Genomic DNA, 15,835 nt, shown 5'->3' with positions numbered 1-15,835 from the left:
GCACCATGAATACCGCCGAGAACTGTCCGGTCAGCACGATGACACCGCCGTCCGGGTGGTTCACCGTGAGGGGCAGCACCGCCAGACCGACCCAGGAGGCCGACCGTGCGCATCGCCGTTCCCCGTGAAATCAAGAAGCACGAGTACCGGGTCGCGTTGACCCCGGCGGGGGTGCACGAGCTGGTCGGCCGCGGGCACGACGTCTTCGTCGAGACCGGCGCCGGCGCGGGTTCGTCGATCTCCGACGAGGAGTACGTCGCCGCCGGCGCGAAGATCCTCGCCACCGCCGAGGAGACCTGGGCCGAGGGTGAGCTGGTGCTCAAGGTCAAGGAGCCCATCGCCGAGGAGTACCCGCGGCTGCGCGCCGACCAGGTGCTGTTCACCTACCTGCACATCGCCGCCGACCGGCCGCTGACCGACGCGCTGCTGGCCGCCGGCACCACCGCGATCGCTTACGAGACGGTCCAGACCGCCACCGGCGCCCTGCCGCTGCTCGCCCCGATGTCCGAGGTCGCGGGCCGGCTGGCTCCGCAGGTCGGCGCGTTCTCGCTGATGAAGCCGAGCGGCGGCCGCGGGGTGCTGCCGGGCGGTATCCCCGGCGTCCACCCGGCGCGCGTCGTCGTGATCGGCGGCGGCGTGGCGGGCCTCAACGCCGCCCGGGTCGCGCTCGGCCTCGGTTCGGACGTCGAGATCCTGGACACCAACGTCGACCGCCTCCGCCAGATCGACCACGACTTCGGCGGCCGCATCCGCACGGTGACGTCGAACCGGCTTTCGGTCGAGGAGTCGGTGCTGCAGGCCGACCTCGTCATCGGCGCGGTGCTCGTCCCCGGCGCGAAGGCACCGAAGCTGGTCTCGAACGACCTCGTCTCCCGCATGAAGCCGGGCAGCGTGCTCGTCGACATCGCGATCGACCAGGGCGGCTGCTTCGCCGACTCGCACCCGACCACGCACGACGAGCCGACCTACACCGTGCACGAGTCGCTCTTCTACTGCGTCGCGAACATGCCGGGCGCGGTGCCCCGGACGTCGACCTACGGCCTCACGAACGTCACGCTGCCCTACGCGGTCCAGCTCGCCGAGCACGGCTGGAAGGCCGCGCTGCAGGCCGACGCCGCGCTGGCGAAGGGCCTCAACACGCACGCGGGCGCCCTGACGAACGGCCCGGTCGCGGTGGCCCACGACCTGCCGCACACCTCGTTGGACACCGTGCTCGCCTGACCTCATTTCACCCGAGCGGGTCCCTGTCGTCCGCCGGCAGGGGCTCGCTCCCCTTTCGCCACCAGCCGCCGTCCGAAGGCGATCGCGGGCAGCTCGACCCACCGCCGCAGGCCGCACGCGAAGAGCAGCGCGACGGCGGCCGTCGCGACGGCCTTGCCCAGCCCCGTCGGGAACAGCAGGCCCGTCACGCCCGCCGCGCCCGTCTGGGCGAGGTAGAGCGCGTAGGACCGGTCACCGAGGTAGGTGAGCGGACGGCTCGCGAGCACCCGCCGAACCGGCCCCCGCGCGATCACCGCCACGAGCAGCAACCCCGCGCCGAAGGCGTAGATCGGGACGACGAACTGCCAGTTCCCGCCGAGCGCCTGCCCGAGCGGCTCGACCGACAGCTGCAGCACGCAGAACCCGAGCGCGACGCCCACCGCGGCAGCCGGGCTGGTCAGCGGCCGCAGCACCGCGAACCCGCGCGGGTGGTGCAGCGCGAGCGCGAGCAGGCAGCCGACGACCAGCGAGCCGTAGTGCACGCTCAGGCTCGCCCACTGGTGCGTGGGCGCCAGTGGCAGCACCCCGACCACGAAAGCCAGCGCGCCGACACCGATCACCAGGCGCAGCGCGGTCTTTCCCGTCCGCGCGAACGACGTCAGCACCAGCAACGCGGGCCAGACGAGGTAGAACTTCTCCTCCACACCCAGCGACCACGACGTCGGGTACGGCGTGTTGTAGTCGACGACTTCGTTGAAGAAGGTCAGGTAGTACGGCATCGCGTCCCCGAGCCGGCTGCTCCGGTAGGTCCCGGCGAGCGTGACGGCCAGCGCCGTCAGGCCGAGCAGCAGGAAGTAGACCGGCATGATCCGGAAGACGCGGCGGACGTAGAAGCCGCGTAGCGAGATCCGGCCGGCGCGGTCCTCTTCGCGCAGGGCGAGGGTGGTGATGAGGAAGCCGGACAGCACGAAGAACAGCTGGACGGCGATCCAGCCCTGCAGCCGGTCGACGACCGGGCCGCCGTAGTGGAAGAACACGACGGCCAGCGCGGCCAGCGCACGCAGGCCGCCGAGGCCGGGGAACCACGACGACGCCCGGTATTCGGCGTGCTCCATCGGCCGCCAGGAAATGCTCATGGGCGCAGCGTCGATCTTGGACGCTGAACCGGGCCTGAAGCCGGCTTAAGACGTCTTCAGCTCCGGCAGCCGGACGACGAACCGGCTTCCCCCTTCGACCTCGGCCGTGCCGCCGTGGGCGCGGGCGATGTCGGCGACGATCGCCAGGCCCAGCCCGGAGCCACCCTCGTCGCGGGCGCGGGCGTCGTCCAGCCGGACGAACCGGTCGAAGACGCGCTCGCGGTCCGCCTCGCGGATGCCCGGGCCGTCGTCGTCGACCGTCAGCACCGCCTGTCCGTCCACTGCGGACACCGTGACGGTGACGCGGGAGACGGCGTGCCGCTGCGCGTTGTCGACGAGGTTGCGGACGAGCCGTTCCAGCCGCGACCGGTGCCCGCGGACCACGGGGGCCCCGCGGACCTCGACCTCGGCTCGCCCGGCCGCGACGGCGTCGACCACTTCGGACAGCGGCACGGGCTCGAGGCGATCGGGGACGGCGTGGTCGAGCTTGCCGAGCAGCACCAGGTCGGCGACGAGGTCCTGCAGCCGGGTGACGTCGAGCAGCGCGTTCTCGCAGGCGTGGCGCCAGTCGAGCCGGTCGGGGTGGGCCAGCAGCACTTCGAGCTGGGTCCGCAGGGAGGCGAGCGGGGTGCGCAGCTCGTGCGACGCGTCGGAGGTGAACCGGCTCTGGCGGGTGACGGCCTCGTCGAGCCGGGCGAGCATGGTGTTCATCGTCCCGGCCAGCCGGGCGATCTCGTCGCCGGTGCCCGGGTCCGGGACGCGACGGCTCAGGTCGTGCGCGCCGATCTCGGCGACTTCGCCGCGGATGGCCTCGACCGGGCGCAGCGACCGGCGGACGGCGAGCCACGCGATGACGCCGATCAGCAGCGCGACCGCGGGGACGCCGAGGGTGAGCACCGTGCGGACGGAATCGACGGCCGCCTGGCCTTCGGCGTCGAGCTGCGCCCCGGCGAAGACGTCGTACTTGCTGTCGCCGCTGGTGTCGTGGACGACGTGCAGGGTGAGGTCGTCGTCGAGGCCGCGCAGCTCGGGCGCGCAGCCGACGGACGCCAGGTCGGCCCGGTCGTACTGGTACGGCCGCAAGGTCACTTCGGTGTCGTGCGCGTCCAGCGTCGCGTCGCGCAGGACCGGGCAGGACGCGAGCCGGCGGCCCGAGCGGTCGGTGACCTCGTAGATCGAATCGCGCACGAGCAGCGTCAGGTCGGCGGGCCGGGCGCCGGTGTTGAGGAGCTGGACGATCGCGTCGGCGTGGGCGTCGGCGAGCTGGGTGGCGGCGTTCTCGAGGCGGCTCTGCGCCTGGAGGACGAACCAGACCGACACCGCCCCGAGCGCCGCGGCCGACGTCGCGAAGGCTGTCACCGCGACGCGGAAGCGGGTCGAGCGCCGGAAGCTAGGCACCGGCGGTCACCAGGTGGTAGCCGGCGCCGCGGACGGTCCGGATGGTCTCGACGCCGAAGGGGAGGTCGATCTTGCGCCGCAGCGCGCTGACGTGGACCTCGACCAGGTTGGCGGTCGCCGAAGCGGCGAAGTCCCACAGGTTTTCGAGGAGTTCGGCCTTGGTGACGACCTGCCCCGGACGTTGCATGAGGTAGGCGAGCAAGGCGAACTCCTTGGCCGTGAGCGTGATCTCGGCGGACCCGCGCCGGCAGGTCCGCCCGCCCTGGTCGAGTTCAAGATCCCCCGCTTTGAGGACCCCCGCCCGGGTGGCACCCCCACGCCGGATGAGCGCCCGCAGCCGCGAGAGCAGCACCCCATAGGAAAAGGGCTTCGGCAAGAAATCATCGGCCCCGGTATCAAGGGCCTCGATCTCGTCATCCTCCCCGTCCTTGGCGGTGAGCATCAGGATGGGAGTCCGGTTCCCCTGCTCCCGAAGCCGCCGACAGACGCGAAATCCGTTCAGCCCAGGCAGCATGATGTCGAGAACGATGGCGGCATAGGAGTGTTCCCCGGCGAACCAAAGCGCATCCCGCCCATTGTGGGCAACATCAACGGCATAGCCCTCACCCCCGAGCCCAGCCCGCAGAGCCTCGGCAAGCCGCCGTTCATCTTCAACAAGCAAGATCCGCATCGCGCAACGATGCCACAGCCCCCGAAGCCCCCCGGGGCAACAGACGCCCCGCCCGGACAGGGCTGAAAGGCAGGGCGGCCCCTCCCGCACGACGCTGGAAGGGGGCGCCCCCTCCCGGACAACGCTGGAAGGCAGGGCGGCCCCTCCCGCACAACGCCGGAAGCCGCGGCAGCCCCTCCCGCACAACGCTGGAAGGCAAGACAACTCCTTCCGCACAAAGCCGGAAGGCAGGGCAGCCCCTCCCACACACCGCCGGAAGCCGCGGCAGCCCCTCCCGCACAACGCTGGAAGCCGCGGGATCCGCACCGTGGGGGGTCCGGGGGGCTCGGCCCCCCGGGCAAGAGGACAAAGTCGAAGCGAAGGGCGAAGCCCGAAGCGAAGACGAAGGGGCGACCCGCTCAACCAGCCTGGGGGTCACTGGGAGCGGGCCGCCGAGTCCTAGCTTAGAGGGGTTGGGCTGAGTTCGCTGCACCGGGTGGGTAAGTCGAACGGATTCTTTACCAAGTTGATCTGTCCGGGGCTGGGAACCCTCTGGTCAGGGCGTCGACGGGGGCTCGGGCCGGTTGCGGAACGTGACGAAGGTCGCTCACCGCGGGTTCTGGTGTTCCGTGCGCGCGGGTGGCGCGGGTAGGGCAGGATGACGCCGCATCAGCGGGAACGTTAGGGGACGGTATGCACGACGGCAGTGGCCGGATTGTGGTGCAGAACCTGAGCAAGCAGTTCGGCGCGGTGAACGCGGTGCAGAACCTCAGTTTCACGGTCGAACCGGGTTCGGTGACGGGTTTCCTGGGGCCGAACGGCGCCGGTAAGACGACGACGTTGCGGATGTTGCTCGGGTTGGTGACGCCGACGTCGGGGTCGGCGACGATCAACGGGCGGCCGCACTCGCAGCTGGGGAATCCGGCGCGGGTGGTGGGCTCGGTGCTGGAGAACGAGGGTTTCCACCCTGGCCGGACGGCGCGGAACCACCTCCGGGTGTACGCGGCGGCCATCGGGGTGCCGGACCGGCGTGCGGACGAGGTGCTGGGTCTGGTGGGGCTGGGCAGCGCCGCGGACCGGAAGGCCGGCGGGTTCTCGCTCGGGATGCGGCAGCGGCTGGCGCTGGCGACGGCGTTGCTGGGTGATCCGCAGGTGCTGGTGCTGGACGAGCCGACGAACGGTCTCGACCCCGAAGGCATCCTGTGGCTGCGCAACTTCCTGCGGTCGTACGCGCGGGAGCAGCGGCGGACGGTGCTCGTGTCGAGTCACCTGCTGAACGAGGTCGAGCAGCTGATCGACCAGGTGGTCATCATCAGCCAGGGCGTCACGCGGTACTACGGGCCGCTGGAGCAGTTGCGCAAGGGTCAGCAGTCGCGGGTGCTGGTGCAGCCCGCCGACGCGGCCGCGCTCGTGAAGACGTTGCAGGAGAACGGTATCCAGCAGGTTTCGCCGACGCCGGACGGCCGGGTGGCGGTCGCCGGGTCGAGTGTGCAGCAGATCGGTGACCTGGCCGCGAAGGCCGGGATCGCGGTCTACGGGATGCAGGAGGAGCACGCCGACCTGGAGCGGATGTTCTTCCAGCTGACGCAGGGTCAGTACGCCGGTGGCCCGCCGTCGGGGTACCCGCCGCAGCCGCAGTACCAGGGCCCGCCGCCCGGGTACCAGGGGCCGCCGCCGGGTCCGCAGCAGTACCAGCAGGGCCCGCCTTCGGGTCCGCAGCAGCAGCAGTACTGGGGAGGTCCGCAGCAGTGATGGGCAACCTGATCAAGGCGGAGTTCCGCAAGACGCTGTCGCTGAAGACGTGGTGGGTGCTGCTCATCCCGCTGGTGCTGGTGGCGTTCTGGCTGACGTTCGTCTGGGGCAAGATCACCAACGACTTCGCGGACTTCATCGGCTCGCGCGAAGCCAGGGAGATCGCCGGGCCGATCGGCCTCGACCCGGACAAGCTGCCGGTGGGGCTGCTGGCGTTCGCGCACGGCGTGAACATCGCGCAGCTGATCCCGGCGCTGTTCGGCGTCTTCGCACTGGCCGGTGAGTACCGCAGCAAGACGATCACGACGACGTTCCTGACGGCCCCGAACCGGATCTCGGCACTGACCGCCAAGATGCTCACGTACGTGGCGTGGGGCGCGATCTACGGTGTGGTCAGCTTCGGTGTCTCGGCGATCGCGGTGATGGCGTCGGTCGACTCGGGCCGCTGGCCCAGCGCGGGTCAGTGGCTGGCCGCGCTCGGTGGGACGGTCCTGGCCGCCGTGCTGGTGACGTTGTTCGGCATCGGGTTCGGCGCGGTGCTGCGCAGCGTGCCGCTGGCGGTGGTGCTGTTGCTGGTGTGGTTCCTGATCGTGGAGAACGTCCTGGTGATCGCGCTCTGGGGCCAGACCGACATCCTGGGCGGGATCCTGCCGAACGGGACGGCGAACGGGATCGTCGGCGGCATCGCGGCGGACGCGTTCGGGATCAACTCGCTGAACCTGCCGGGCAACGTCGACCACTGGTCGCAGCTGGGTCTGCAGCTCGGGGCGGGCGCACCCGGCGTGATCTCGTGGTGGGCGTCGGCGTTGATCTTCTTCGCGTGGACGATGTTGTTCTTCGGCCTCGGCTGGCTGGGCAACCAGAAGCGCGACATCACGTAGGTTCCGCGTCGTCCGTGAAGGCCGTCTCCCGAGCGTGGAGGCGGCCTTCACGGCGTTCGGGGAAATAAATTGTCGGTGGCGGCGCTTAGGGTTGGAACGTGACCACCGCTCCGCCCCGCTCCCGTCAAGAGCTCCCACCCGCCGAGACCGTCGGCTGGGTCCGCCGGCTGTCCGCCGCGGCCTGGGAGCACCGCGCGCTCGTCGTGCTGTCGCTGCTCGCCGCCGTGTTCAGCGTCGGTGTCCAGGCCGCGAGCCCGCTGCTGGTCCGCACGGCGGTGGACGACGCGGTGGCCGGCCAGACCGGCGGGCTGCCCGGGATCGCGGTCTTCCTGGTGGCGCTGCAGCTGGTGGCGTTCGGCACCGCGTTCGTGCGCCGGTACTTCGGCGGGAAGCTCGCCCTCGACGTCCAGCACGACCTGCGCCAGCGCGTCTTCAACGCGGTGTCGCGGCTCGACGGCGGCAAACAGGACGCGCTGCGCACCGGCCAGGTCGTCTCGCGCGCGATCTCCGACCTGCAGCTGGTCACCGGGATCCTGATGCAGGTCCCGCTGTCGTTCGGTTCGGTGATCTTCGCGCTGCTGTCGTTCGTCGCGATGCTGTGGATGTCCCCGCTGCTGACGCTGATCGCGCTGGTCGTCACGCCCGCGGTCGGCATCATCATCGCCCGCAGCCGCAAGCGCCTGTTCCCGGCGACGTGGTCGGCGCAGCAGCGCGCGGCGGACGTCGCGCAGCAGGTCGAGGAGACCGTCACCGGCGTCCGCGTGGTCAAGGGCTTCGGCCAGGAGACGCGCGAGGTCTCGAAGCTCGAGGGGACCGCGCGCAAGTTGTTCGCGGAGCGGCTTCGCGCGGCGAAGCTGTCCGCGGTGCCGACGGCGACCACCGCCGCGCTGCCCGCCGCCGGCCAGGTCGCCGTGCTCGGCATCGGTGGCGTGCTCGCGCTGAACGGCTCCATCACCCTCGGCACCTTCCTCGCCTTCGCGACCTACCTCGCGACCCTGATCGGCCCGGCCCGGATGCTGTCCGGCCTGGTCGTGCAGGCTCAGCTGACCCGCGCCGGCGCCGAGCGGGTGTACGAGCTGATCGACGCGCAGCCGGAGGTCGTCGACTCCCCCGACGCCCGGCCGCTGCCGGACGGCCCGCTCGGCGTGGAGCTCGACGGCGTGCGGTTCGGCTACACCCGGAGCGAACCGGTGCTGGCCGGGCTTTCGGTCACCGCGAACCCGGGCGAGACCCTCGCGCTGGTCGGCACCGCGGGCTCCGGGAAGTCGACGATCTCGCTGCTGCTGCCCCGGTTCTACGACGTGCACGCGGGTGCGGTGCGGGTCGGCGGCCTCGACGTCCGCGACGTCCCGCTGCGGCAGCTGCGCCAGTCGATCGGCGTGGTGTTCGAGGAGGCGTTCCTGTTCTCCTCGTCGATCCGGGAGAACATCGCCTACGGCCGGCCGGACGCGAGCGACGAGGAGATCGTCGCGGCGGCCAAGGCGGCGGAGGCCGACGGGTTCATCCGCGCGCTGCCGGAGGGCTACGACACGCTCGTCGGCGAGCGCGGGCTGACGCTCTCGGGCGGTCAGCGGCAGCGGCTCGGGCTGGCCAGGGCCTTGATCACCGACCCGCGGATCCTGGTCCTCGACGACGCGACATCGGCCATCGACACCGTCACCGAAGCGGCGATCCACGACACCCTCCGGTCGGTCACCGCGAGCCGCACGACGCTGCTGATCGCCCACCGGCGCTCGACGCTGGCCCTGGCCGACCGGATCGCGGTGCTGGACGAGGGCCGCGTCGTCGACGTCGGCACGGAGGCCGAGCTGATGGCGCGCTGCCCGCTGTTCCGCGAGCTGGTCGCGGGCCCGGGCGACGACGTCGAGGAGAAGCACCGCTGCGAGGGTCTCGACCGCGGGCCGGCCGGCGTCACGCCGGCGCTGTGGCCCCGCGAGGAGCGGGACGAGGTCGATGCCCTGGCCGAAGCCGCGCGCCTGCGCAGTGGCGACCCGAACAGCAGCGGGTTCGTCGGCGGGGGCGGCGGCCTGGACGTGCCGCCGACACCGGAGCTGATCGAGGGCGTCCGCAAGCTGCCCGCCGCCGTCGACGAACCCCGGTTGTCCGATGTGGACGTCACCGCGCCCGACCCGCGGTTCCGGCTGGCCCGGCTGCTGCGGCCGGTCCGCTGGCCGCTGACGCTGGTGATCGGGCTGGTGGCGGCGGACGCGCTGGCGTCGATCGCGCTGCCCGGGCTGTACCAGTTCGGCGTCGACCACGGCGTCCGCGCGGGCGTCGAGGGGATGATCTGGCTCGCCGCCGGGATCGGCGCGCTGGTGATCGCGGCCGACTGGCTGGTCGTGTTCGCGCAGACGCGCCTGACGTCGCGGGTCGGCGAGACGGTGCTGTACGCCCTGCGCGTCCGCAGCTACGCGCACCTGCAACGGCTCGGGCTCGACTTCTACGAGCGGGAGCTGTCCGGGAAGATCATGACCCGGATGACGACGGACGTCGACGCGCTGTCGACGTTCCTGCAGACCGGGCTCGCCACTGCGGTCGTCAGCGCGCTGACGCTGGCCGGGATCACGGCGGCGCTGCTGGTCACCGACGCCGGCCTGGCGTTGTTCGCGCTGGCCATGGTGCCGGTACTGGCGGTGGCCACGGTGATCTTCCGGCGGTCGGCGTCGAAGGCGTACAACGAGGCCCGCGAGCGGGTCAGCGTCGTGAACGCGGACATGCAGGAGAACGTCAGCGGGCTGCGCGTCGCCCAGGCGTACACGCGCGAAGACCGCTCCGCGGAGGCGTTCGCCTCCCGCAGCGACGACTACCGGCGCTCGCGGCTGCGGGCCCAGCGGTACGTCGCGACGTACTTCCCGCTGGTCGCGCTGATGTCCGACCTGGCGACGACGACCGTGCTGGTGGCGGGTGCGACCCGGGTCTCGGCCGGCACGCTGTCCGCCGGCGTGCTGCTCGCGTTCCTGCTGTACCTGCAGCAGTTCTTCTCGCCGATCCAGCAGCTGTCGTCGGTGTTCGACGGCTACCAGCAGGCGCGGGTCGGCCTGAACCGGATCGGTGACCTGCTGCGGACGCCGACGTCGGTGCCGGCGGCCGAGAACGCCGTGGCGGTGCCGGAGCGGCTGCGGGGCGAGGTGTCGTTCAAGGAAGTCGACTTCGCCTACACCGGCACCGAGGCTCAGGCGCTGGAGCAGTTCTCGCTGGACGTCGCGGCCGGCGAGACGATCGCGCTGGTCGGCGCGACCGGCGCCGGGAAGTCGACGGCGGTGAAGCTGGTGGCGCGCTACTACGACGTCACCGGCGGCGAGGTCCGGATCGACGGCACGGACGTCCGCGAGTACGAGCTGGCCGGGCTGCGGCGCCGGATGGGTGTGGTGCCGCAGGAGGCGCACCTGTTCTCGGGCACGGTGGCCGACAACGTCCGCTACGGGCGCCCGTCGGCGACGGACGCCGAGGTCGAGGCGGCGGTCCGGGCCGTGGGCGCGTTCGACGGCGTCGCGGCCCTGCCGTCGGGCTTCCTCCAACCGGTGGGCGAACGCGGCCGGTCGCTGTCGGCGGGCCAGCGCCAGCTGGTGGCGCTGGCGCGGGCGGAGCTGGTGGACCCGGACGTCCTGCTGCTCGACGAGGCGACGGCGGCCCTGGACCCGTCGACGGAGGCGGCCGTCCTGCGCGCGACGGAGCACGTGGCCCGCCGCCGCACGACGTTCGTGGTCGCCCACCGCCTCGCGACGGCGGCCCGCGCGGACCGCATCGTGGTCCTGGACCACGGCCGGATCGTGGAAACCGGAACCCACGAAGAGCTCCTGGCGGCCGACGGCTACTACGCCCGCCTCTGGGCCCTCGGCTGACGTGCGGCAAGGGGCAGCACGCGTGATCAGGGAGGCATCACGCGAGATGCCCCCTTGATCACACGTGATGCCGCTCCCATCACGCGTGGTGCCTCTTTGCGCACGAAAGTCCGTGGCCGGGCGGCCGCGGCGCTGGGACCATGGCGGGCATGTTCGAAGAGAAGCGGGTGCCCGACCGGCAGGTCCGGGCCGCGCAGACCGAGACGACCGTCCGCGTCTACCAGGCGTGTTCGCCCGCCGTCGCCGACGCCGCGCTCGAAAAGCAGACCTTCGAGCGGGCCGGGACGACGTGGGTCGTGCCGTCGTTCCGCTGCGCGGCCTACCGCAGCGGCAACGGGAGCAAGCCGGGGCACGAGCGGATCCTGGCGGCCGACATCACCCGCACCGGCTTCGAGTGGGCCCTGGTCCACGCCCTCGAAGGCGGCCCGGTGCGCGTCGAGTGGGAGCCGGAGCGAGACCTCGACCACACCGCGCTGAACTTCAGCGCCATCCGGCTCGGGCTGAGCGGCGAGGCCGCCGGCCACTACGCCGACGAGTGGGTCACCGCGGTCACCGACGTCACGCCCGTCATGCGCGACATCTCCGGCCTCCTGGCCACCGACCAGCTGCACAAGGCGGTCAAGCTCGTCCCCCACGAACCGCCGTACCCGCTGGACGAGGAGCTCGCCAAGGCGCTGGCCGCCGGCTAAGGCAGCGCCCGCCACTCCAGTGACCCCAGCCCGGCCGCCTCGACGTCCGGCCGCGAGGCCCACCGGACCGTGCCCGGCCGGACGTGCACGCCGGCGCCGACCAGCCAGCCGGGCTCGTCCGGCTCGACCCACTCCCTCTCTTCGAAGTCCGACGGCGTGCACCGGACGGCCGAGCACGAGTCGCACGTCAGGACGACCGCCCCGGACTCGGTGACCAGCGGCCGCACCAGGCCCTGGTCCCAGAAGGAAGGACATTCGACCAGCCACATCCGTCCAGGGGAACCCGCCGCGGTGAACCCCCGCGGGACCCCGGGCGAACCCCGGCCGAAGACCGCGAGAACCCTGTACCGGGTACAGCAGTTAAGGTTCCCTTAGCACATCTTGATCGAGTCAGTGACCGATCCCCTAGTGCGCCACGCCTCACACAGGCCGGTTCCATCACATCGCGGTCACCGAGGGGGTTAGCCTGGTAGGCGCATCAGCGGATTCATGATCGAGATCGAGACGGATAGAGGCGAGCCCAAGCCGTGTCCAGCAGCAGCCCTGCGTCACAGTTCGGCCCCAACGAGTGGCTGGTCGAAGAGATGTACGACCAGTTCCTCGCCGACCCTTCCTCAGTCGATGCCGCATGGCACGACTTCTTCGCGGACTTCAAGCCGACGCAGAACGCGCAGGCCAAGGCGGACACGGCCCGGCAGCAGCAGGTCGACGCCAAGGCCCCGACCAACGGCCAGGCTTCGCAGCCGTCGCCCAAGGCCGTGCAGAACGCGGAGTCGGCGGCCAAGCAGTCGTCGCCGACGCCGGCGCCCGCGAAGCCGGCCCCCGCGAAGGCGGCGCCGAAGCCGGCCGCGAAGGCCGAGCCGAAGGCCGACGCCAAGCCGCAGGCCAAGGAAGAACCGGAGTCGAAGCAGCTGCGAGGCGCCGCGGCGGCCATCGCGAAGAACATGGACGCGTCGCTGAGCGTCCCGACCGCGACCAGCGTGCGCGCGGTCCCGGCGAAGCTGATGGCGGACAACCGCATCGTCATCAACAACCACCTCAAGCGCACGCGCGGCGGCAAGATCTCCTTCACGCACCTCATCGGGTACGCCATGGTGCGGGCGCTGAAGAACTACCCGAACATGAACCGGCACTACCAGCTGATCGACGGGAAGCCGTTCGCGGTCACGCCGGAGCACGTCAACTTCGGGCTCGCGATCGACATGAAGGGCAAGGACGGCTCCCGCACGCTCGTCGTGGCCTCCATCAAGGGCTGCGAGGACATGTCGTTCCTGCAGTTCTGGCAGGCGTACGAGGAGATCGTCAAGAAGGCCCGCAACAACAAGCTGACGGCGGACGACTTCTCCGGCACCACGATCTCGCTGACGAACCCGGGCGGCATCGGCACCAACCACTCGGTGCCGCGGCTGCAGGCCGGCCAGGGCGCCATCATCGGCGTCGGCGCCATGCAGTACCCGGCCGCGTTCGAGGGCACCAGCGAGAAGACCCTGGTCGACCTCGGCATCAGCAAGATCATGACGCTGACCTCGACCTATGACCACCGCATCATCCAGGGCGCGGAGTCGGGCGAGTTCCTCAAGCGGATCCACCAGCTGCTGCTCGGCGAGGACGGCTTCTACGACGACGTCTTCACCAGCCTGCGCCTGCCGTACGAGCCGATCCGCTGGGTCGCCGACATCCCGGACGGCCCGGTCGACAAGACCGCCCGCGTCATCGAGCTGATCGACGCGTTCCGGATGCGCGGCCACCTGATGGCCGACACGGACCCGCTGAACTACCGCCAGCGCAGCCACGCCGACCTGGACGTCCTGTCCCACGGTCTCACCCTCTGGGACCTCGACCGCGAGTTCCCGGTCGGCGGCTTCGCCGGTCAAGAGCGGATGAAGCTGCGCGACATCCTGGGCGTGCTGCGCAACTCGTACTGCCGCACGGTCGGCATCGAGTACACCCACATCCTCGACCCCGAGGAGCGCCGCTGGATCCAGGAGCGCGTCGAGATCCCGCACGAGAAGCCGGACCCCGCGGTCCAGAAGTACGTGCTCTCGAAGCTGAACGCCGCCGAGGCGTTCGAGACGTTCCTGCAGACCAAGTACGTCGGCCAGAAGCGGTTCTCGCTGGAAGGCGGCGAGACGGCGATCCCGCTGCTCGACACCATCCTCGACAAGGCCGCCGAGCACGAGCTCGACGAGGTCGTCATCGGCATGCCGCACCGCGGCCGCCTCAACGTGCTGGCCAACATCGTCGGCAAGCCGATCAGCCAGATCTTCCAGGAGTTCGAGGGCAACCTCGACCCGGGCCAGGCGCACGGTTCCGGCGACGTGAAGTACCACCTCGGCGCCGAGGGCAAGTACTTCCGCATGTTCGGCGACGGCGAGACGAAGGTGTCGCTGACCGCGAACCCGTCCCACCTGGAGACGGTCGACCCGGTGCTCGAGGGCATCGTCCGCGCCAAGCAGGACATCCTCGACAAGGGCGGCGAGGGCTACACCGTCCTGCCGGTCCTGATGCACGGCGACGCGGCCTTCGCGGGCCAGGGCGTCGTCGCCGAGACGCTGAACCTGGCGCTGCTGCGCGGGTACCGCACCGGCGGCACCGTGCACGTCATCGTCAACAACCAGGTCGGCTTCACGACCGCGCCGGAGCACTCGCGCTCCAGCCAGTACGCCACCGACGTCGCGAAGATGATCGGCTCGCCGATCTTCCACGTGAACGGTGACGACCCGGAGGCCGCGCACTGGGTGGCCAAGCTGGCCGTCGAGTACCGGCAGGCGTTCCACAAGGACGTCGTCATCGACCTGATTTGCTACCGCCGCCGCGGCCACAACGAGGGCGACGACCCCTCGATGACGCAGCCGGCGATGTACGACATCATCGACACCAAGCGCTCGGTGCGGAAGACCTACACCGAGTCGCTGATCGGCCGCGGCGACATCTCCGTCGAGGAGGCCGAGGCCGCGCTGCGCGACTTCTCGAGCCAGCTGGAGCACGTCTTCAACGAGGTCCGCGAGCTGGAGAAGCACCCGGCGAAGGCCAGCCCCTCGGTCGAGGAAGAGCAGCCGATGCCGGCGAAGGTGCCGACGGCGATCACGAACCAGACGCTGGAGCACATCGGCGACGCGTTCGTGAACGTGCCGGAGGGCTTCACCCCGCACCCGCGCGTCAAGCCGGTCATGGAGCGCCGCCACAAGATGTCGCGCGAAGGCGACATCGACTGGGCGTTCGGCGAGCTGCTCGCGTTCGGGTCGCTGGCGCTGGAAGGCCGGCTCGTCCGGCTGTCCGGCCAGGACTCGCGACGCGGCACGTTCACCCAGCGGCACTCGGTGTTCATCGACCGCAAGACGGGCCAGGAGTACTCGCCGCTGCAGAACCTGGCCGAGGGCCAGGGCCGCGTGATGATCTACGACTCGGCGCTGTCGGAGTACGCGGCCGTCGGCTTCGAGTACGGCTACTCGGTGGCGAACTCCGAGGCGCTGGTCATGTGGGAAGCGCAGTTCGGTGACTTCGTCAACGGCGCGCAGACCGTCATCGACGAGTACATCTCCTCGGGCGAGGCCAAGTGGGGCCAGCGCTCGGACGTCGTGCTGCTGCTGCCGCACGGCCACGAGGGCCAGGGCCCGGACCACACGTCCGGCCGCATCGAGCGGTTCCTCTCGCTGTGCGCGGAGGGCTCGATGACGGTGGCGGTGCCGTCCACCCCGGCGAACTACTTCCACCTGCTGCGCCGCCACGCGCTCGACGGCATCCAGCGCCCGCTGATCGTCTTCACGCCGAAGTCGATGTTGCGCAACAAGGCCGCGACGTCGGCGACCGCGGACTTCACCGGCGAAAGCCGCTTCATGTCCGTCATCGACGACACGACGCCGGACCCGGCGAAGATCCGCAAGGTGCTGCTGACCTCCGGGAAGCTGTACTGGGAGCTGGTGGCCGAGCGGACGAAGCGCGAGGCGGACGACGTCGCGATCGTGCGGATCGAGCAGTACTACCCGCTGCCGAAGAAGAAGCTGGTGGCGGCGCTCGAGCGCTACACCAACGCTTCGCAGGTCGCGTGGGTCCAGGAGGAGCCGGAGAACCAGGGTGCGTGGCCGTTCTTCGGCCTGAACCTGCCGCGGAAGTTCCCGGAGCTGCTCTCGGGCCTGCAGGTCGTGTCGCGCCGCCCGATGGCGGCGCCGTCGGCCGGCTCGTCGAAGGTGCACGAGGTCGAGCAGAAGGCCCTGATCTCGAAGGCGTTCGACTGATCGCTTGAACCCGGCGAAGGCCCCCACACCCGCGGTGTGGGGGCCTTCGCCGT

At 70.9% G+C, this 15,835-nt stretch carries 10 protein-coding genes; 6 read left to right on the top strand and 4 right to left on the bottom strand.

Going from position 1 to position 15,835, the window contains the following annotated elements; translation table 11 throughout:
• Nucleotides 1-105: 105 nt before the first annotated feature.
• A complete protein-coding gene (gene ald / locus ACH54P_RS37075) occupies nucleotides 106-1,221 on the top strand; it encodes an alanine dehydrogenase (protein ID WP_489907944.1) in 1,116 nt (371 codons plus the stop codon).
• Between the two features lie 2 nt (nucleotides 1,222-1,223).
• On the opposite strand, the gene ACH54P_RS37070 is transcribed toward ald, so the two are convergent.
• Genes ACH54P_RS37070 through ACH54P_RS37060 form a run of 3 tightly spaced genes read right to left on the bottom strand, consistent with a single transcriptional unit; the run spans nucleotide 1,224 to nucleotide 4,404 of the window.
• The gene (locus ACH54P_RS37070; protein WP_489907943.1) at nucleotides 1,224-2,336 is read right to left on the bottom strand and encodes an acyltransferase family protein; all 1,113 of its coding nucleotides are present in this window, start codon (nucleotides 2,334-2,336) and stop codon (nucleotides 1,224-1,226) included.
• 45 nt (nucleotides 2,337-2,381) lie between these two features.
• A complete protein-coding gene (locus tag ACH54P_RS37065; RefSeq protein WP_489907942.1) occupies nucleotides 2,382-3,734 on the bottom strand; it encodes a sensor histidine kinase in 1,353 nt (450 codons plus the stop codon).
• Nucleotides 3,727-4,404: a response regulator transcription factor gene (locus ACH54P_RS37060; RefSeq protein WP_489907941.1), complete on the bottom strand. Its 678-nt coding sequence runs from the start codon at nucleotides 4,402-4,404 to the stop codon at nucleotides 3,727-3,729. Before ACH54P_RS37060 ends, ACH54P_RS37065 begins: the two co-directional genes overlap by 8 nt.
• A 672-nt stretch (nucleotides 4,405-5,076) precedes the next feature.
• On the opposite strand from ACH54P_RS37060, the gene ACH54P_RS37055 reads away from it, so the two are divergent.
• From ACH54P_RS37055 to ACH54P_RS37040, 4 genes are all read left to right on the top strand, one after another.
• Complete coding sequence (locus ACH54P_RS37055; RefSeq protein WP_489907940.1) at nucleotides 5,077-6,135, top strand: ABC transporter ATP-binding protein; 1,059 nt, start codon at nucleotides 5,077-5,079, stop codon at nucleotides 6,133-6,135.
• Nucleotides 6,135-7,016, top strand: coding sequence for an ABC transporter permease subunit (locus tag ACH54P_RS37050; protein WP_489907939.1), 882 nt, complete (start codon nucleotides 6,135-6,137; stop codon nucleotides 7,014-7,016). The genes ACH54P_RS37055 and ACH54P_RS37050 overlap by 1 nt, the downstream gene beginning before the upstream one ends.
• 98 nt (nucleotides 7,017-7,114) lie before the next feature.
• Nucleotides 7,115-10,858, top strand: coding sequence for an ABC transporter ATP-binding protein (locus ACH54P_RS37045; protein ID WP_489907938.1), 3,744 nt, complete (start codon nucleotides 7,115-7,117; stop codon nucleotides 10,856-10,858).
• Nucleotides 10,859-11,007: 149 nt separating this feature from the next.
• Nucleotides 11,008-11,547 carry a DUF4291 family protein gene (locus tag ACH54P_RS37040; protein WP_489907937.1) on the top strand — a complete coding sequence of 180 codons (540 nt, stop codon included), beginning with the start codon at nucleotides 11,008-11,010 and terminating at the stop codon, nucleotides 11,545-11,547.
• On the opposite strand, the gene ACH54P_RS37035 is transcribed toward ACH54P_RS37040, so the two are convergent.
• Nucleotides 11,544-11,816: a hypothetical protein gene (locus ACH54P_RS37035; protein ID WP_489907936.1), complete on the bottom strand. Its 273-nt coding sequence runs from the start codon at nucleotides 11,814-11,816 to the stop codon at nucleotides 11,544-11,546. The two genes, ACH54P_RS37040 and ACH54P_RS37035, sit on opposite strands and share 4 nt — an antisense overlap.
• A 258-nt stretch (nucleotides 11,817-12,074) precedes the next feature.
• Here ACH54P_RS37035 and ACH54P_RS37030 point away from each other — a divergent pair, with 258 nt between their 5' ends.
• Nucleotides 12,075-15,782 carry a multifunctional oxoglutarate decarboxylase/oxoglutarate dehydrogenase thiamine pyrophosphate-binding subunit/dihydrolipoyllysine-residue succinyltransferase subunit gene (locus ACH54P_RS37030; RefSeq protein ID WP_489907935.1) on the top strand — a complete coding sequence of 1,236 codons (3,708 nt, stop codon included), beginning with the start codon at nucleotides 12,075-12,077 and terminating at the stop codon, nucleotides 15,780-15,782.
• Nucleotides 15,783-15,835: the final 53 nt, after the last annotated feature.

Source organism: Amycolatopsis sp. N2S4-7, from assembly GCF_058119595.1.
Note: the sequence above shows the minus strand (reverse complement) of the source record. Positions and strands in the feature narration are given on the sequence as shown.

Coding starts and splice junctions, on each gene's coding strand:
- ACH54P_RS37070 (WP_489907943.1), bottom strand. CDS start 2,336: ATGAGCATTTCCTGGCGGCCGATGGAGCACGCCGAATACCGGGCGTCG.
- ACH54P_RS37060 (WP_489907941.1), bottom strand. CDS start 4,404: ATGCGGATCTTGCTTGTTGAAGATGAACGGCGGCTTGCCGAGGCTCTG.
- ACH54P_RS37050 (WP_489907939.1), top strand. CDS start 6,135: ATGGGCAACCTGATCAAGGCGGAGTTCCGCAAGACGCTGTCGCTGAAG.
- ACH54P_RS37040 (WP_489907937.1), top strand. CDS start 11,008: ATGTTCGAAGAGAAGCGGGTGCCCGACCGGCAGGTCCGGGCCGCGCAG.
- ACH54P_RS37055 (WP_489907940.1), top strand. CDS start 5,077: ATGCACGACGGCAGTGGCCGGATTGTGGTGCAGAACCTGAGCAAGCAG.
- ACH54P_RS37035 (WP_489907936.1), bottom strand. CDS start 11,816: ATGTGGCTGGTCGAATGTCCTTCCTTCTGGGACCAGGGCCTGGTGCGG.